At 72.7% G+C, this 16,970-nt stretch carries 16 protein-coding genes and 1 tRNA gene; 6 read left to right on the top strand and 11 right to left on the bottom strand.

Going from position 1 to position 16,970, the window contains the following annotated elements:
* Window positions 1-86 precede the first annotated feature (86 nt).
* The 10 genes from Q7A36_RS09815 to Q7A36_RS09770 form a co-directional block, all read right to left on the bottom strand.
* Window positions 87-878: an MBL fold metallo-hydrolase gene (locus tag Q7A36_RS09815; RefSeq protein WP_305103533.1), complete on the bottom strand. Its 792-nt coding sequence runs from the start codon at window positions 876-878 to the stop codon at window positions 87-89.
* Between the two features lie 5 nt (window positions 879-883).
* Window positions 884-1,660 (bottom strand): TatD family hydrolase, encoded by a 777-nt coding sequence (locus Q7A36_RS09810; RefSeq protein WP_305103503.1) that lies wholly within the window; start codon window positions 1,658-1,660, stop codon window positions 884-886.
* A 3-nt stretch (window positions 1,661-1,663) separates the two neighbouring features.
* Entirely contained in the window at window positions 1,664-3,190 is a 1,527-nt protein-coding gene (metG, locus tag Q7A36_RS09805; RefSeq protein WP_305103502.1) for a methionine--tRNA ligase, read from the bottom strand.
* Between the two features lie 116 nt (window positions 3,191-3,306).
* Window positions 3,307-4,326, bottom strand: coding sequence for a DNA polymerase III subunit delta' (locus Q7A36_RS09800; RefSeq protein WP_305103501.1), 1,020 nt, complete (start codon window positions 4,324-4,326; stop codon window positions 3,307-3,309).
* 47 nt (window positions 4,327-4,373) lie between these two features.
* Window positions 4,374-4,526: a hypothetical protein gene (locus Q7A36_RS09795; RefSeq protein WP_305103500.1), complete on the bottom strand. Its 153-nt coding sequence runs from the start codon at window positions 4,524-4,526 to the stop codon at window positions 4,374-4,376.
* Window positions 4,523-4,744, bottom strand: a complete 222-nt coding sequence (locus Q7A36_RS09790; protein ID WP_305103499.1) for a hypothetical protein — start codon at window positions 4,742-4,744, stop codon at window positions 4,523-4,525. The genes Q7A36_RS09795 and Q7A36_RS09790 overlap by 4 nt, the downstream gene beginning before the upstream one ends.
* Window positions 4,741-5,376: a dTMP kinase gene (tmk, locus tag Q7A36_RS09785; protein ID WP_305103498.1), complete on the bottom strand. Its 636-nt coding sequence runs from the start codon at window positions 5,374-5,376 to the stop codon at window positions 4,741-4,743. The genes Q7A36_RS09790 and tmk overlap by 4 nt, the downstream gene beginning before the upstream one ends.
* Window position 5,377: 1 nt before the next feature.
* A complete protein-coding gene (locus Q7A36_RS09780) occupies window positions 5,378-6,625 on the bottom strand; it encodes a D-alanyl-D-alanine carboxypeptidase family protein (protein WP_305103497.1) in 1,248 nt (415 codons plus the stop codon).
* Between the two features lie 79 nt (window positions 6,626-6,704).
* Window positions 6,705-7,589, bottom strand: a complete 885-nt coding sequence (locus Q7A36_RS09775; protein ID WP_305103496.1) for a septal ring lytic transglycosylase RlpA family protein — start codon at window positions 7,587-7,589, stop codon at window positions 6,705-6,707.
* On the bottom strand, window positions 7,586-8,566 hold the full coding sequence (locus tag Q7A36_RS09770) for a lytic murein transglycosylase (protein ID WP_305103495.1): 981 nt from the start codon (window positions 8,564-8,566) through the stop codon (window positions 7,586-7,588). Before Q7A36_RS09770 ends, Q7A36_RS09775 begins: the two co-directional genes overlap by 4 nt.
* A gap of 90 nt (window positions 8,567-8,656) precedes the next feature.
* Here Q7A36_RS09770 and Q7A36_RS09765 point away from each other — a divergent pair, with 90 nt between their 5' ends.
* Together Q7A36_RS09765 and Q7A36_RS09760 are read left to right on the top strand one after the other, a co-directional pair.
* A complete protein-coding gene (locus Q7A36_RS09765) occupies window positions 8,657-10,057 on the top strand; it encodes an MmgE/PrpD family protein (protein WP_305103494.1) in 1,401 nt (466 codons plus the stop codon).
* A 76-nt stretch (window positions 10,058-10,133) separates the two neighbouring features.
* Window positions 10,134-10,223 (top strand) — tRNA-Ser (locus Q7A36_RS09760).
* Window positions 10,224-11,709: 1,486 nt separating this feature from the next.
* On the opposite strand, the gene Q7A36_RS09755 is transcribed toward Q7A36_RS09760, so the two are convergent.
* Window positions 11,710-12,843, bottom strand: a complete 1,134-nt coding sequence (locus Q7A36_RS09755; RefSeq protein ID WP_305103493.1) for a helix-turn-helix transcriptional regulator — start codon at window positions 12,841-12,843, stop codon at window positions 11,710-11,712.
* Window positions 12,844-13,053: 210 nt separating this feature from the next.
* On the opposite strand from Q7A36_RS09755, the gene Q7A36_RS09750 reads away from it, so the two are divergent.
* The 4 genes from Q7A36_RS09750 (at window position 13,054) to Q7A36_RS09735 (ending at window position 16,970) form a co-directional block, all read left to right on the top strand.
* Window positions 13,054-13,566 (top strand): GGDEF domain-containing protein, encoded by a 513-nt coding sequence (locus Q7A36_RS09750; RefSeq protein WP_305103492.1) that lies wholly within the window; start codon window positions 13,054-13,056, stop codon window positions 13,564-13,566.
* A 114-nt stretch (window positions 13,567-13,680) separates the two neighbouring features.
* A complete protein-coding gene (locus tag Q7A36_RS09745) occupies window positions 13,681-15,141 on the top strand; it encodes a class I SAM-dependent methyltransferase (RefSeq protein ID WP_305103491.1) in 1,461 nt (486 codons plus the stop codon).
* 67 nt (window positions 15,142-15,208) lie between these two features.
* Window positions 15,209-15,868, top strand: a complete 660-nt coding sequence (locus Q7A36_RS09740; protein WP_305103490.1) for a DsbA family oxidoreductase — start codon at window positions 15,209-15,211, stop codon at window positions 15,866-15,868.
* A 202-nt stretch (window positions 15,869-16,070) separates the two neighbouring features.
* Window positions 16,071-16,970, top strand: coding sequence for a DUF6492 family protein (locus Q7A36_RS09735; protein ID WP_305103489.1), 900 nt, complete (start codon window positions 16,071-16,073; stop codon window positions 16,968-16,970).

The raw sequence follows: 16,970 nt of genomic DNA, 5'->3' as shown, positions 1-16,970 counted from the left end.
CCGCATAAGATATATTATGGAAAAAAGAACCTGTGGATGGTAACGGGAAATCCTGCCTCCGGCCGTCCACCGGGTCCTGCCGGCCCTCAGCCCTCCGGCACCTCCAGCACCATGCCGTCGTAGCCGGGCTCGATGCCCGGCGGCAGTTCCCGCAGCAGGCTCCGGTAGTCCATGGCCGTGCCCATATGCGTCAGCACCGTCCGCCGCGGCCGCAGCACCTCCACCCAGCGCAGCACCGTCTCCAGGTTCGCGTGCACGGCATGCGGCCTGCGTTGGAAGCAGCCGACCACCCAGGTGTCGAGGCCCTCGAGCGCCCGCAGGCTCTCCTCCGGCAGCGCCACGACGTCGGTCGAATACGCGAACTTGCCGATCCGCAGCCCGAGGCTGTCCATGACGCCATGGTCCTGGCGGAAGACCTCCACGGTCATGCCCGCAGCCTCGAAACGTTCCCCGAACGCGATCCGTCGCGGTTCCAGCGCGGGACGAAAGAAGAACTCCGTCGGGCCGATGAAGGCGTAGTCGAAGCGCTCGTCCAGCTTCTGCAGCGTGATCCGCGTCCCCCAGGCATCGATTGCCCGGTTCAGGTTGCGGTTGACCTGGCGGATGTCGTCGATGCCCAGGATGTGGTCGGCATGCGGATGGGTGAAGAGCACCGCCTCGAAGCGGCCGAGCCGGCAGGCCAGCATCTGCTGCCGCAGGTCCGGCCCGGCATCCACCAGCAGCCGCTGCCCGCCCGGCCCCTCGATCATCGCCGAGGTCCGGGTGCGGCGGTTGCGCGGCTCGGCGGGGTCGCAGTCGCCCCACTGCCCGCCCTCGTCCTTTCCGCCGAGCAGCGGCACGCCGCCCGAGCCGCCGCAGCCGAGGATGGTGACCTTCAGCAAGCTCAGGCGGCCTTCCGGAACAGCCGGTGGAAGTTCTCCGTGGTCAGCGCCTCGACCTCCGCCTGGCCGATGCCGCGGGTCTCGGCGAGCACCTTCGCAGTGTGCACGACATAGCCCGGCTCGCAGCGCTTGCCGCGCAGCGGCACCGGCGCAAGGTAGGGGCTGTCGGTCTCGACCAGGATGCGATCGGCCGGCAGTTCCGCCGCGATCGCCCGGATCTCCGGGGATTTCGGGAAGGTCAGGATGCCGGAGAAAGAGACATAGCCGCCCATCGCGACCGCCTGCCTTGCAAGATCGGCGCCGGAGGAGAAGCAGTGCAGCAGGAAGTCGTAGGGACCGCCCTGCTCACGCTCCTCCCGCAGGATGCCGATCACGTCCGCATCCGCCTGCCGCGCATGGATGCAGAGCGGCAGGCCGGTGAGTCGGGCGGCCCGGATGTGCCGGCGGAAGCCTTCCTGCTGCGCCTCGCGCGGCGCCTTGTCGTAGAAGTAGTCGAGGCCGGCCTCGCCTATGCCGATGATGCGGGGGTGGTCGGCGAGCGCCACAAGCGCCTCGACCGTCGGCATCCCGTCCTCCTCGCCGGCATTGTGCGGGTGGACGCCGACGGTGCCCCAGACATCGTCGAAGCGCTCGGTCAGCGCCTTGACGGCCGCGGCCTGGTGGACGCGGGTGCCGATGGTGACCATGCGGCCGACGCCCGCCTCCCGGGCGCGCGCGACGATCTCCCCGACCTCCTCCTCGGAGAAGTAGTCGAGGTGGCAATGACTGTCGATCAGCATGGGTTACGCGGCGACCTCGATCTTCCGGAACAGCGGCGCCGGCGGCGGCAGCGGCCTGCCCTCCGGCAGCGGGGTCGCGAGGGCGGCGAGCCCCCTCGCCTCCTCCGGCACGCCGAGCTGGTCGAGCATGGCGGCCATGGTGCCGGGCATGAAGGGCTGCAGGACGGTGGCGAAGACCCGCAGCGCCGTGTGCAGGTGGCGCAGGACCACTTCCATGCGGGCCGGGTCGGTCTTCCGCAGCGCCCAGGGCTGCTGCGCCGTGATGTAGCCATTGGCGGCGCGGGCCTGGGCCATGATGGCCTCCAGCGCCAGGTGGAACTCCTGCGCCTCCAGGTGGCCGGCGACCGCCGCGGGCAATGCGGCCAGGGCCTGCAGCAGGTCGGCATCCGCCGGCGCGGCCTCCGCCACCGCCGGCAGCCTGCCCCCGCAGTTCCGCTGGATCAGCGACAGCGTGCGGTTGGCGAGGTTGCCGAGCGTATCCGCCAGCTCCCCGTTCACCCGGCCGATCAGCGCGGCGCGGGAGAAGTCGCCGTCATTGCCGAAGGGCACCTCCCGCAGCAGGAAGTAGCGCAGCGGGTCGAGCCCGTATTCCTCGATCAGCGCCAGCGGGTCGATGGCATTGCCGAGGGATTTCGACATCTTCTGCCCCTCGATCGTCCACCAGCCATGGGCGAAGACCCGCCGCGGCGGCTCGAGCCCCGCCGCCTTCAGGAAGGCCGGCCAGTAGATGGCGTGGAAGCGGACGATGTCCTTGCCGACGAAATGCACGTCGGCCGGCCAGAAGCGCCAGCGGTCGGCGCCGGTATCCGGGTAGCCGGCGGCGGTGATGTAGTTGGTCAGCGCGTCCAGCCAGACATACATCACATGTGCCGGGTCGCCCGGCACCGGGATGCCCCACTTGAAGGAGGTCCGGCTGATCGAGAGGTCCTGCAGCCCCGACTTCACGAAGCTGATCACCTCGTTGCGGCGGCTGCCCGGGGCGATGAAGCCGGGGTTCTCCTCGTAGAAGCGCAGCAGCCAGTCCTGCCATTTCGACAGGCGGAAGAAGTAGGAGGGCTCCTTCACCCAGGCGACCGGCGCGCCGGAGGGCGCGTACTTCACCCCGTCCCGCTCGGTCAGCTCGTCCGGGCCGTAGAAGGCCTCGTCGCGGACGGCGTACCAGCCCTCGTAATGGCCGAGATAGATCTCGTCGCGCCGGACCAGCTCCTCCCACAGCGCCTGGCAGGCGCGTCGGTGACGGGGCTCGGTGGTGCGGATGAAGTCGTCGTTGGAGTAGCCCATGCGCTCGGCCAGCACCCGGAAGCTCTGGCTCACCTGGTCGGTGAAGGCCTGCGGCTCCATCCCGGCATCCTGCGCCGCCTTCTCCACCTTCTGGCCGTGCTCGTCGGTGCCGGTCAGGAAGAAGACTTCGTGTCCCTCCAGCCGCTTCCAGCGCGCCAGCACGTCGGTGGCGAGCGAGGTATAGGCGTGGCCGATATGCGGCTTGTCGTTCACGTAATAGATCGGGGTCGTGTAGTAGACGCGTGCCATCCGGCTGCCCTTCGATCGGCCCGGCGCATCCTAAGGGTGCGCAGGGGCCAACGGTATGTCCTTTCGGGCATGCCCGGCCTGCGGGGCCGGCCGGCATGCCCGTCCTCTCCGGTCGCCTAACGCATGGAGAGCCAGCCGAGGCCCGTGAGCACCGCCTGCTTGCGGTCCAGGTTCAGTCGCTCGGTCTCGTCGGCCAGGCGGCCGAGCTTGTCCCACAGGGTGGACCACTCGGCAAGCGATCGCCCGGCGAGCCAGGGGGCGGCCTTACCCCCTCGCCCGGCCTGCCGCAGGCCGGCGGCGAGCGCCCGGCGAAGGAGGGAGAAAAAGACGGCCAGCGCCGCGGCGTCGCGCCGGCCGGCGACGCCGTCGGCGATCACATGCACCCGCCGCGCATCGAGCCGCGGCAGGCCCTCCAGGACCTGCTCCACCAGCCCCTGCAGCGCCAGCCCCTCGCCTTCCGCCAGCGCCAGCGCGGTGCCCGGGCAGCCATCGGCGATGCCGGCGAGGCGTATGCGGTCCGGCCCCGACATCTCCGGCAGCCAGCGGGCCAGCAGCGCCTTCATGACCGGCTGCGGCAGCGGGGCGAGGTCGAGCCGGCGGCAGCGGCTGCGGATGGTCGGCAGCAGCCGGTCCGGTGCGGCGGTGACGAGGAGCTGGACGGTCCGCGGCGGCGGCTCCTCCAGCGTCTTGAGCAGGATGTTCTGCACCGCCTGGGTGTCGGTGCGCTCGACATCCTCCATGACGATGGCGCGCCAGCCGCCCTCGGCGGCGGTCAGCGACATGAAGCGGACGGCGCCGCGCGCGTCGTCGGCGCGGAGGATCTCCTTCTTGCCCCGCTCCCCGGCATTGGGTGCGAGGGTGAAGAGATCGGCATGCGCGCCGGCGGCGATGCGGCGGAAGGCCGGGTGCGACTCGGGCAACTCGAGCGGCGGGCGGCCGGGGATCGCGTCCGGCAGGCCGGCCAGCAGCCAGCGGGCGAAGCGGTAGGCGAGCGTCGCCTTGCCGACGCCGGTCGGGCCGGCGATCAGCCAGGCATGGTGCAGCCGGCCGGAGCGCGCCGCTTCCTCCAGCGTGCGCGCGGGGTCGTCATGCCCGACCAGATCGGGATTGGCACGGGGTTCGGGGGGGAGGGTCACGCGGCGAGGTTAGGGCAGGCAGGTCCTGGCGGGAACGGGAGCGGCGGTCACCCCTTCGCCGCAGCCGGACGCGCCGCATGCTCCCGGGCACGACGGCGGCGTTGCCGGCGCTCCTCCCACAGCACATAGCCCCAGACGGAGACGACGAGCGGAAGCCCGATGCCCAGGGAAGCCGCGAGCAACTCCAGGTTCAGGGTCATGCCAGGCTCCGGAGCAGGCGTCGCGCCGCGAGATGGAGGACGAGGGCGAACACGGCAAAGATGTAGGCATTGGCCAGCACGTCCACCAGGGAGATTCGCCCGGGCAGCAGGGTCACCCCCGCCAGCGGCAGGATCACCCCGGCATTCAGCGTCGCCGTGGAGGCGCGGTCGATGGCATTCGCGGTCAGCTTCAGCCGCTCGGCCTCGCCTGGGCTCATGCCCCGAGCCGCGCCCGCACGACCTTCATGATCTCGGCCGCCACGCCCTCCGGCGCCGCCGTCGCGTCCACCATTGCGCAGCGCGCCGGCTCGGCCGCGGCGATGGCGCGGAACCCGGCGCGGACGCGCTCGTGGAAATCCGGGTCCAGCGCCTCGTAGCGGTTGGTCTCGCCGCGGGCCGCGGCGCGGGCCAGCCCCTCCGCCGGCCCGATATCGAGCACCAGCGTCAGGTCGGGTGCCAGCCCCTCCAGCGCCACCGCGGCGAGGGCGTCGAAGACCGCCCGCGGCACGCCCTGGCCGAAGACCTGATAGGCCATGGTCGAGTCGGCGAAGCGGTCGCAGACCACCCAGGTCCCGGCCTCGAGCGCCGGGCGGATGGTCCGCACCACATGCTCCCGGCGCGCCGCGAAATGCAGCATGCATTCCGCGATGCCGTCCCATTGCGCGATCCCCTGGGGACCCTGCCCGAGCAGCACGCCGCGGATCGCCTCCGCCCCCGGCGCGCCGCCCGGCTCGCGCGTCCGGAGCACGCGGCGGCCCTCGGCAGTCAGCGCCGCCTCCAGCAGCCGCGCCTGGGTGGACTTGCCCGCCCCCTCCCCGCCTTCCAGCGTGATGAAGCGGCCGCGGGCCACGCTAGCTGCCCGCGATCCAGGAGCCGATCACCGCGGGGATGCGCGGGATCAGGCCCAGCCGGTCGACATCGGCGCCGGCCAGCAGCGGCAGCGACAGGGTCGGCACGCCCTGGCCGCTCACCTCCAGCCGGCCGAGCTCCTGGCCCTTCAGCACCGGGGCGACGACCGGCGTCTCGTAGCGCAGCCGGGCCTGCAGCCGGTTCCGCCAGTTGCGCGGCAGGGTCACGACCATGTCCTTGCCGCCGACCAGCGGCACGGTACGGCTGCTGCCGAGATGCACCGGCACCTCCTCCACCACGTCGCTGGCGCGGAAGAGCACGACGTTCTCGAACTCGCGGAAGCCCCATTCCAGCAGCCGCTCGCTCTCCTCCGCCCGCGCCTTCATGCTGGGCAGGCCGTTGAAGACCAGGATCAGCCGGCGATCGCCGCGCTTCGCACTCGCGGTCAGGCCGTAGCCGGCCTCCTCGGTATGGCCGGTCTTCAGGCCATCGGCGCCCGGGACGCGCGCCAGGGTCGGGTTGCGGTTCTCCTGGCTGATGTTGTTCCAGGTGAAGCTGCGCTCGTTATAGATTCGGTAGTATTCGGGGAAGTCGCTGATCAGCCGCCTGGCCAGCCGGGCCAGGTCGCGGCAGGTCATCCGGTGCTCCGGGTCCGGCCAGCCGGTGGCGTTGCGGAAGGTGCTGTCGGTCAGCCCGATCTCCTTCGCCGTCTGGTTCAGCAGCTCGGCGAATTGCTGCTCGGAGCCGCTGATCGCCTCGGCAAAGACCACGCAGGCATCATTGCCGGACTGCACGATGACTCCGCGCATCAGCGCCTCGACCGGCACCTGGTTGCCGATCTGGACGAACATCTTGCTGCCGCCCATGCGCCAGGCGCGCTCGCTGACCGGAAGCTGCTGGTCGAGCTGCAGCCTGCCCTTCTTCAGCATGTCGAAAACGACATACATCGTCATCAGCTTCGACATGGAGGAAGGCGGCATCCGCTCGTCCGCGTTCTTCTCCAGCAGCACGGCGTCGGTATCGGCATCGATGATCAGCGCCTGCCGGGCGATGGTCTCGAAGGGGCCGAGCGGCGTGGTGGCGGGCGAACCCGGCGGCGGCGCGGGCTGGCGATTGGCGCCGGGGCGGCCGGGCGCCTGCGCGCGCGACTGCGCCAGGGCGGGCAGCGGCAGGGCGCCGGCGGCGAGCGCCGCGGCGGGCAGCAGGACGGCGCGGCGGGTGGTGCCCCTGGTGTCGGCGCGGGAACTCATGGCGGGGCGTGACTCCGGTGGGTCTCTCGCAGCACCGCATACGCCCGCGGGCCGCTTGCGCTCAAGCGTTTGGCGCGGACTACTCGACCAGAAGCTTAACCTCCGGCAAGCCGGCGGACAGCACCGCGGCGACGGCGCGGTCCGCGGCCGCCACGTCGCGGAACGGTCCCAGCCGCACGCGCCATTGCGGCGTTCGGCCCTCCCCGAAGGGCTCCACCCGGGCGCCGATCCGCGATGCCTGGCGCAGCGCGAGGTCGCGGCGGAAGAAGCTGCCGGCCTCCACGTAGAGATGGCCGGGCATGGCGGCGCGCTGCACCACCTGCTCCGGCAGCGGATCCGGCGGCAGGTCCCGGCTGCCGGCCGCGAGGGTGGCGACCGCCGGGCCGCGCGGCGCCTCGCGCACCCGCTCCGCCTGGCGGGCGCCGGGCGGCGGCGGCAGGCTCTCGCGCTCGACCGTGCCGACCTGCACCGCCTCCACCTGCGGGCCGAGGCGCTCGGTGCTCGGCAGGGCGCGGGCGAGCGCCCGGCTCGGCGCGTCCTCGACCGCGACGCGCACCTGCGCCGCCCCGCCGGGCGGGATGCCGAGCAGCGCGGCGGCGCGGGCCGAGAGGCCGATCACCCGCCCGGGCTGCGCCGGCCCGCGGTCGTTCACCCGCAGCCGCAGCTCGCGCCCCGTCTCCAGGTTCCAGACCGTGACGATGGCCGGAAGCTGCAGGGTGCGGTGGGCGCCGACCAGCCGGTCCGGGTCGAAGATCTCGCCATTGGCGGTGCGCCGCCCGGCGCGGCGGTCCGGCAGCACGGCGGCGAGGCCGGTCTCCACCCGCCCGAACTCCTCCTTCGGGTAGGACCAGAGCCCGCGGAGGCTATAGGGTTCGCCCAGCATGTAGCGGGCATCGGGCTTCGGTGCCGGCGCGCGCTCGCAGGCGGCGAGCGCCAGGGCCAAGCCCAGGGCAGCGAGCCTCATCCGAAGCGGTCGGAGAGCAGGCCGACCGCGAGGCCGTAATTGACCGGCGGGTTGTAGCGGCGGATGACCCGGAGGTTGTGGTGGCCGAGGAAGACCTGCCCGTTGGTGCGGTTCGGCAGCACCAGCCGCGCCTCGAGCTCCGAGCCCGGCAGCGGGCTGCCATCCTCGGAGCGGAAGCCGAGCCGCGCCCAGTCGCGCAGGCTCCGCGCGCTCTCGGTATCGGCGCCGTCCAGGGCGAAGCCCGGCGGCGGCAGGACGGCGCGGCCCCAGGGCTCGCCCTCCCGCCAGCCGGATTTCTGGAAGTAGTGGGCGATGGAGGCGAGCGCATCCGCCCGGCTGTCCCAGATGTCGCGGCGCCCGTCGCCGTCGAAATCCACCGCCATGCGTTCGAAATTGGTCGGCATGAACTGGCACTGGCCCATGGCGCCGGCCCAGCTTCCGGTCATGCGGGCGACCGCGATGTGCCCGCCCTCCAGCACCCGGAGCGCGGCCAGCAGTTCCTTGCGGAAATACTCGGCGCGGCGGCCCTCCCAGGCCAGCGTCGCCAGCGCCTCGATCACCCCGAAGCCGCCGGTATTGCCGCCGAAATTCGTCTCGACCCCCCAGATGGCGACGACGACGCGGGGCGAGACCCGGTAGCGCGCCTCGATGGCGCCGAGCAGGCTGCGGTTCTCCGCGTAGTTCCGCTGGCCGTTCTGGATCCGCGTCGGGCTGAGCATGATCCGGTCGCGGTACTCCTCCCAGGTCAGGAAGCCCTCCGGCTGCTTCCGGTCCAGCTCGATGACGCGCTGGTTCGGGCGGAGATTGGCCAGCGCCCGCTGCAGGGTGCCGGCGGAGATGCCGGCCCGCCGCGCCTCGGCGCGGACCCCTTCGAGGAAGGCGTCGAAACCACCCTGGGCGAGAGCGGCCGAGGCGGCGAGGCTGCCGACTCCGCCGAAGAATATGCGCCGTGAGACCATGGCGCGGGGCAATGCCATGCGGGCGGGGCTGTGCGCAACGCAGAGTTGCGGCGCTTGGCCCCGCCGCGGGCGGGGCCTAGGATCGCGGCAATCTCTGGGAGGACCGCCATGGCCGCCGTCACCGCCACCCTCGCCGAATACTGCGCCAGCCTCGACTTCGCCGCCCTGCCGGCCGAGGTGCAGGAGCGCACGCGCTTCCTCGTCCTCGACCTCGTCGGCAACATCGTCCGCGGCCGGCACGATGCCGAGAGCACCGCGCCGCTGCTGGAGGCGGTGCGCGCCCTCGGCCTCGCCGCCGGCGGCTCCGCCGTGCTTGGCGATTCCGCCCGCTACACGCCGGCCGGCGCGGCGCTGCTGAACGGGGCGCTGGCCCATTCCCTCGATTTCGACGACACCCATGCCGCCGGCACGCTGCATCCGGGCGCGCCGGTGATCCCGGCGGCGCTGGCCGCGGCCGAGATGGCGGGCGCCAATGGCCGGACCGCGCTCTCGGCCATCGTCGCGGGCTACGAGGTGACCTGCCGGCTCGCCCTCGCGCTGCCCGGCGGCGACCACTACGACCGTGGCTACCACCCGACGGCGACCTGCGGCGCCTTCGGCGCGGCGGCAGCGGCGGCGCGGGTCTTCGGCCTCTCCGCCAAGGCCATCGAGGATGCCTTCGGCATCGCCCTCTCGCAGGCGGCAGGCTCGCTGCAGTTCCTCGCCAACGGTGCCTGGACCAAGCGCTTCCAGGTCGGCTGGTCCGCCATGAACGGGCTCGCCGCCGCGACGCTGGCCCGCCAGGGCTTCCGCGGCGCCGCCGAAGCCTTCGAGGGCAAGGCCGGGTTCCTCCGCGCCTATGCCCCGAACCCGGTGCCGGAGCGCGCGCTCAAGGGCCTAGGCACCGAGTTCGAGCTGATGCAGACCGCGGTGAAGCCTTACCCGTCCTGCCGCTATGGCCATGCCTGCGTCGATGCGGCCATCGCGCTGCGCGCCGAGCACAACCTGCAGCCGGAGGAGATCGAGAGCGTCACCATGGGCCTGCCCAACAAGGGCATGCTGCTGGTCGGCGCGCCGCTGGCCTACAAGCAGAACCCGCAGAATGTCGTGGACGGCCAGTTCAGCGGCCCCTTCGTGGTGAGCTGCGGCCTGGCCCATGGCCATATGGGCTGGGACAGCTATGCCCATCTGCAGGACCCGGTGATCCGCAGCCTGCTGCCGAAGATCGACTGCGTCGAGGACCCGGAGATGCAGGCGCTCTTCCCGACCTACATGGCGGGCAAGCTGACGGTGAAGGCGCGCGGCCAGAGCTTCACCAAGATCGTTAAGGTGGCGAAGGGCGAGCCGGAGAACTTCCTGACCGAGGCCGAGCTGCGGGCGAAGTTCCACGGCCTAGCCGATGCGGTGCTGGGCCGGGAGCGGGCGACGCAGCTCGCGGATGCCGCCGTCAACCTGGACCGGGCGGGCGACGTGAACGGGCTGATGCGTCTCGGCGCGCCGATGATGGCGGCGCGGCTGGCCGGGGAATAGGCCCCGCCCGGCCTTTCCGGCATGGCCGGGCTTGACCCGGCCATGCGCCTCGCCGCATCTGCGCCGCGCGGGCGCTGGACAGGTGGCCGAGTGGTTTAAGGCAGCGGTCTTGAAAACCGCCGTGGGTTCACGCCCACCGTGGGTTCGAATCCCACCCTGTCCGCCAGCGCGGCACCCGGCCCCGCCCGGCCGGCGACGGCCTGCCCGTCCGCGGGCCCCTCCACATAGGTCGCGAGAAGCCGCGTCGGCTCGCCCTCGACCAGGGTCAGGAAGCGCCCGTCGCGCAGCACGGCGTGGCATCCCTCCCCCTCCACGCAGAGCCGGTCCCCCTCCACCCACCAGCGCTGGCTGGCCAGGCGCTGGCCGGGGTGTGCCGGCTGGTACTGGTCGCGCTGCCCGCCCTCGCCCCAGACGGTCGAGAGCGCGGCGCGGGTGCCCCAGTGGGACCAGGTCACCCCCTCCAGCCGCTGCCCCGCGAAGGCGGCGCGGATCTCCGCCCCGCTCAGCCTTTGCCCCCGCGGCTGCAGGATCGGCGTGCCCGCCTGCAGCGCGGCGCGCAGCCGCTCCGCCGTCCAGCCGGTGGCGCAGCCATAGGCCACCTCCAGGCTCCAGCGCGCGGTGATGTGGTAGGTCGGCCCGCCGCCGAGTTCCGGCCGGTCGCCGCCGCGGATCGCCGCCTCCGTCACCGACAGGCCCTCGGCGCGCGCCGCCCGGACCCAGGCGCCCCAGGCGGCATGCGGCACGCTGCGGTCGCGGCTGTCGCCGATGACGAAGATCTCGGCGCCCGGCCGGATCTCGTCCACCGAGCGCATGGGATCGGCGAGCGCGGCCTCGCGCAGCGCGAAATCCTCCGTCAGCATCCCGTTCGGGCCGCGATGGAAGAGCGTGAGGTCGAGCGGCGCCGAGGCGATGACGGCGCAGCGGATGTCGTGCCGCCGCGCCAGCAGGTTGGCGACGATGAGCCCGCCGGAGGAGAAGCCGGACAGCACGAAGTCCCGGAGGCCGTGGCGCTGCTTCAGCGCCGTCAGCGCGGCGTCCAGCAGGTCGACCTCCGCCAGGGTGTGGCGGTCCTCGCCATGATTGCCGGAGGAGCCGTACATGCCCGGTCGCGCCATCAGGAAGACCGGCACGCCCTCCATGGCGCCCGCCAGCGTCTCGGCCGCCACGCGGCGCGACTCGGCCGTCGCCTCGTAGATGGGGTTGACGCGGTCCACCTGCATGCGCCCGCCGGCATAGCGGTAGGCGATGCCGGCGGGGTCGCCCGGGATGTAGACGATCGCGGTGGTCGCGCCATGGCCGGTGCCGCCAACGGCGTAGCGCAGGCATTCGCGCCGGCCCCGCGCCTCGATCCAGACCGCATCCGGCAGGGCGCGGCAGCCCGCCTCGGTCGCGGTCGCGCCGCTGACCAGCCCGTCGCGGGTGAAGGTATCGGCGGAGAAGCCGGGCGGCGCCGTGGCGTCGCCCGGCGGCGCCGTGCATCCGGCGAGGATGGGCGCCAGCAACAGGGCCGCGGCACGGCGCAGCGGCGGCAGCCTGGGCCGGCGCGGTTGCATGTCGGACCTCCTCCCCGAGGTCCGCAGCATATGGGCCGCGCCGCGACCATGCCCAGCCCGATGAGGGGCCGGACGGCCAGGCTCTGCCCGCCCGCCGGGTCACGGCGCGAGGCGGGCGAGCACCGCGCAGAGCTCCGCCTGGCGTCGAACGCCGGTCTTCTCGAAGACGCGGTGCAGGTGCAGCCGCGCGGTGCCCTGCGTGATGCCGAGCGCGGCGGCGATGGTCACCGCGTCCTCGCCCAGCGCGGCATGCGCCGCGACCTCCGCCTCCGCCCGCGTCAGGCCGAAGGCATCGCGCAGCAGGCCGGTCGGCGGCGGCTCCGCCGGCAGTCCGGGCGAGGCGGCGAGCAGCAGTGCCACCGCCGCCGGCGGCAGGCCGGATGCCGCGCCGCCGCAGGCGCCGAGCGGCAGCACGGTCACCACCAGCGGTGGCCGCGGCGCCGGCCGCGCGAGGCAGAGCCGCGTCCCGCCCTGGACGCCCTGCCCCGCGCCATTGGCCGCGGCCACCAGCCGGCGCAGCGCCGCGGTGTCGGATGGCAACGCGGCGCGCAGCGCGCCGCCGCCACCATTGTCGTTCTGCAGCCCGTCGCGCGCCGCGAGCAGCGCGGCACCGGCGGCATTCGCCCGCAGCACCGTGGCGGCGGCGTCCACCACGAAGGCCGCGGCGGACAGCCGCTCCAGCGCCTCGGCCAGCGCATGGCGCTCGCCCTCGGCTTCCGCCACGCGGATCTCGACCGCGGCGGCGCGGCAGAGATGCGGTGCGAGACGGCGGTAGCGCGCGACCTCTGCCGGCCCGAAATCGCCCTGCGCGGCGGTGCGGAACAGGCAGATATTCGCCAGCAGCCCGTTCGGCTGCTGCGCGGCGCGGCAGTTCATCAGCGCATGCAGGCCGGCCGGCTGCAGGCAGTCCTGATAGAAGGACATGCGCATGAACTCGCCCTTCGGCATGATATCCGCGTCGGTGACGACGGCGCCGGCCGGCAGCGTCGAGGTGCGCAGCGCCAGCTCATTGCGGCCGGCATGCCGCTCCAGGTAGCGGGCGACGAGGACCGGGTCGGTGCCGGTATGCAGGATGCGGCCGGGCAGATGCGGCCCGACGATGCTGAAGGCGCCGACCGTCGCGTCGAAGTCCCGGACCAGCGTGTTCAGCGCCGCTTCCCAGCCGGTGATCCCGGCTGCCGCATCGTAGAGCAGGTCGACCACAGCATCGAAGCTGTCATCCTCGCCCGGCATCGGAGCACCACAGGTCTCGACCGCGTGACCCTAGACGCGTTGCGCCGCGACAAGTTTGGCGCGACCGCGCCGCGCCAGGCCGGGCTGTGACGCGGCGCACGCGCATCGCGCCGGTTGCAATGCCGCCTTGCGAGCAACGAATCGTCGCATATTCATTGTTTGGAAACGAGAACGGGTTTCATGCGGGTGGGCACACCCTGGCGCCGAGACATGATGACAAGCAAGGACTTGCGCGAGTTGCGGGACCCCTTGACGGGCACCGCGACGGCCGAAGCGACCCGGCGCTTCCTGGAGGCGGCGCTCGATCTCTCCGAATCGCATGGGCCGAGCGTGGTGCTCTTCGCCGTCGGCATCGACGGCCTGAGCCTGATCGAGGTCAGCCACGGCCCGGCGGTGGCGGATGCCGCGCTGCTCGGCGTCGCCGACCGGCTGCGGGCCGGGCTGCGCACGCATGACCTGGTCGGGCGGTTGCCGGCGGGCTTCACCGTCTGCCTGCCGGAGATCTTCACCGCCGAAGCGAGGCCTGCGGCGGAACGGCTGCGGCGGGTGCTGGAGGCAACGCCGGTCGCGACGGGGACGGGCCCGCTCGCCCTCCGCTGCAGCATCGGCCTGGCCTTCGGGCGCGGGCCGGGCAGTTCGGCCGACGACCTCATGGCGCGGGCGACGGCGGCGCTGGCCGCCGCGCAGGAGGCCGGCGGCAGCCGCATCGTCGTCAATTCCTGACGGCGGCTCGGCGGCGCCCGCAATTCGCCAGCCTGCGCCGCTTTCTGCTAGTGGCCTCCCGGGGCCGATCCGGCGCCCCCGGCCGGGATGCTGGCCCGGCCGTCGCAGACAGGCATGGTGCGTCAGGACATGGGCGAGGCGTCGTGGGATCCGTCGCGGCTGATCGGCAACGGCGAGGCCTACCAGGACATCGTCGCCCGGCTGTGCCGCGCCCTGCTGCGGCCCGGTGACCTCGCGCTCGACGGCGGCGCCGGCCAGGGCCGGTATGCCTTCGCCATGGCCGGACTGGTCGGCGAGAGCGGCCGCGTCATCGCCTGCGAGCCGATTCCCGGGCTGGCCGAGCGGCTGCGGATCGAGCGGCGGCGGCGCGGCATGCCGCACATGGCGGTGCATCGCGTGGCGCTGGCCGAGCAGGCCGGCGAGGCGGATTTCCTGTGGGTGTGCAATGCCGAAGGCTACAGCGCGCTGCGGCCCCGCCCCTATCCGATGACGCCCGAGATCGCCGAGATCCCGGTCACCCTCGCCACCATCGACGACCTGCTGGCCGGCGCGACGCGGCCCTGGCGCCTCGGCGTACTCGACCTGCAGGGCGGCGAGGTGCCGGCGCTGCGCGGCGCCGCGCGGGCGGTCGCGGCGCATCGGCCGGTGCTGGTCTTCCACCACTCGCGCGAGATCGCGGCGAGGGCGCATGACTACGATGCGGCGGCCTTCTTCGCGCTGTTCGAGCAACTGGGCTACCAACTGACGGACATACTCGGGCGCGCGTTCGGGCCGGCGGACTGGGACGATCCCTCGGTGCCATGGTTCGCCGTCGCCGCGCCGGCCGGGTCCGAGGCGCAGGCGGCGCTGCCGGACCTGCTGCGCCGGCTTGCCGCCGAGGTCGCAGGCTGCCACGGCCAGGCCGCGACGGGCGATCTGGAGGGCTGGCTGGCGAGGCAGGAGCAGGCGGAATCGCCCGCGCGGGACCGCGTCCTCGCCCTCGAGACATGGCAGCGCGTGGCGGGGCCGCTGCTGCGGGCGCGCGAGGTGGCCGAGCTTGGCGAGCCTTCCCCGATCGGCCGGTATCTCGAGGAGGAGCGGGGCGCGGCGCTGCGGTGGCTGCCGCTCGACCATCGGCATCCCCTCCCCCCGCTCGATGCCAGCGTCGATGCGGTGCTGGCGCTCGAGGTCCTGCAGCGCCTGCCGGACCACGCCGTCCCCGGCGCGGCGGCGGCAGCAGCGGGCGATCGTCCGGCCGGCGCGCGGCACCTCTTCGCCGAGGCGCAGCGGGTCCTGCGGCCGGGCGGCTGCCTGGTGGTGACCACGCCCAACCCGACTTCCCTGCAGGCGATCGGGCGGCTGCTGCGACGGCGGCAGGTCTTCGGCGATCCCGAGACCGTGCGTGAATACAGCCCGCGCGAGGTGCTGGGCCTGGCGGAGTCGGCCGGCTTCGCGACCGAGGCCGCCGGCCTCTTCGAGGCCCGGGAGCCGGAGCCCGACATCCATCCCGGCGCGCTGGCGGCCGGGCTGCGGGCCATGGGCTACGACATGCGCGACCGGGAGGAGCATGCCTGGTTCCTCTTCCGCAAGGCGTGAGAGGCGGCCGGCGGCGGCGCCGGGATCGGGATGGCTTCCGGACAGGGGGCGCGGCTAGACTGCCGGGGTGAACATCCTTGCCCCGCCCCGCGCCCGCCTGCCGATCGAGGTCGTCTTCGACCTGGTCTGTCCCTGGTGCTTCCTCGGCATCCGCCGGCTGCGGCGGACCTTGCGCAGCCGGCCGGACGTGGCGGCGGAACTGCTCTGGCGGCCCTTCCTGCTGAACCCGGACCTCGCCCCGCAGGGGGTGCCGCGGCAGGAATACCTCGTCCGCAAGTTCGGCGGCGAGGAGCGCGCCCGCCGCCTGCACGGCACCATCGCCGAGCTCGGCCGGGCGGAGGGGCTGGAGTTCCGCTTCGACCGCATCCGCCGCGTGCCGCATTCGCTCGACGCCCATCGGCTGGTGCGCTGGGCCGGCCGCTTCGGCCTGGCGGATGCGATGGTGGAGGCGCTGTTCGAGGCCTATTTCATGGATGGGGCCGATATCGGCGACCCGGCGACGCTGGCCGGCATCGCCGGGCGGCTGGGGCTGGAGGCCGCGGCGGCGCGGCGCTTCCTGGCCACCGTCGCCGAGGTGGAGGCGGTGCATGCCGACAACCTCCGGGCGCATCGGCTGGGCATCAACGGGGTGCCGTGCTTCGTGGTGGCGGGGCGGCACGCGATCGCCGGGGCGCAGGAGCCGGAGGTGCTGGAGCGGCTGCTGGACGTGGCGCTGGTGGAGGGGTAGCAGCGGCGGGGCATTGGGTTGCTTGATCGTCGCGGCGGGCGCTTGGCGAGCCACGGGCATCAGCGCCGGGTAGAGCATGCCTCCTCGCGGTTCGACGCGGTGATGTGCGCGGCATTCCCACTTTTTAGTGAGCACGCGCAGTGGCGAGGTTACGCCCGGGCAGCTAAACTCCTGGGCGAGGACCAGCCTGGAGTTCAGCCACATGCGCTGTGCGGTGTTCTGCAAGAGTTTCCGGGACGACTTCGACCGCCTGACCGCGCTTGTGGAGAGCTATGAGCGGTTCGTCGATCCCGCAGTGACCATGCTGGTTTCGGTGCCGGACCACGACATGGCGCTCGCCCGGCTGGTGCTGCGGGGGCACGACCGGGTCACCCTGGTGACCGATGAGTCCTATACCGGGGTGTCCGCCCGCAGCATGGGCGGCTGGGTGCATCAGCAGCTCTGCAAGCTTTCGGTCCATCGGACCGGTCACGCGGACAGCTACTTCGCTCTGGACTCCGACAGCTACTTCATCCGCCCCTTCGGACCGGCGGATTTCGTGAACGCCGACGGCTTACCACGCTTCGTCGCCTCCCCCGTCTATACCGTGTACCAGGCGGGTAATGACCTGCTGTTTCGGATACTCGAAGGGGCTGAGGTGCCGACGCTGCCGCCGGTCCTGGCCATTGAGGACGGGCCGCGGATCGACCTCAGAGCGGCGCGTGCTGCGTCTGCGGCGCAGCAGGACAACTCGCCGGGAGCCCGCGGTCCGTTGTTGGACCTTGTCTTCGGCGCCGAACTCCGCAGCCTTGCCTTCCAGCCGAGCCAATTCCTGATCGCCCCCGTGCTGCAGGCGATGGAAGAGGAACTTGCCGCTCAGGGCGGCAGCTTCGCTGAAGTGCTGAGCATCGCGCCGTGGGAGTACAATTGGTTCGCCAGCTACTGCCTGTATTCGCGTCGCTTCTCCTGCGCACCGATGATGTCACCTACTATTGCTTTTGTCAGTTCAGATACGGTGGCGGAGGCTCGACGGAAGGGCGTGACCCATACCTCGCTGTCGCGCCACTTCGCTGCTGTTCAGATGGCGGCGCGACATCACGAAGAGACAAGCCTCGATCGTTAA

This window comes from Paracraurococcus lichenis (assembly GCF_030657435.1).
In the GTDB taxonomy this organism is placed as follows: domain Bacteria; phylum Pseudomonadota; class Alphaproteobacteria; order Acetobacterales; family Acetobacteraceae; genus Paracraurococcus; species Paracraurococcus lichenis.
Note: the sequence above shows the minus strand (reverse complement) of the source record. Positions and strands in the feature narration are given on the sequence as shown.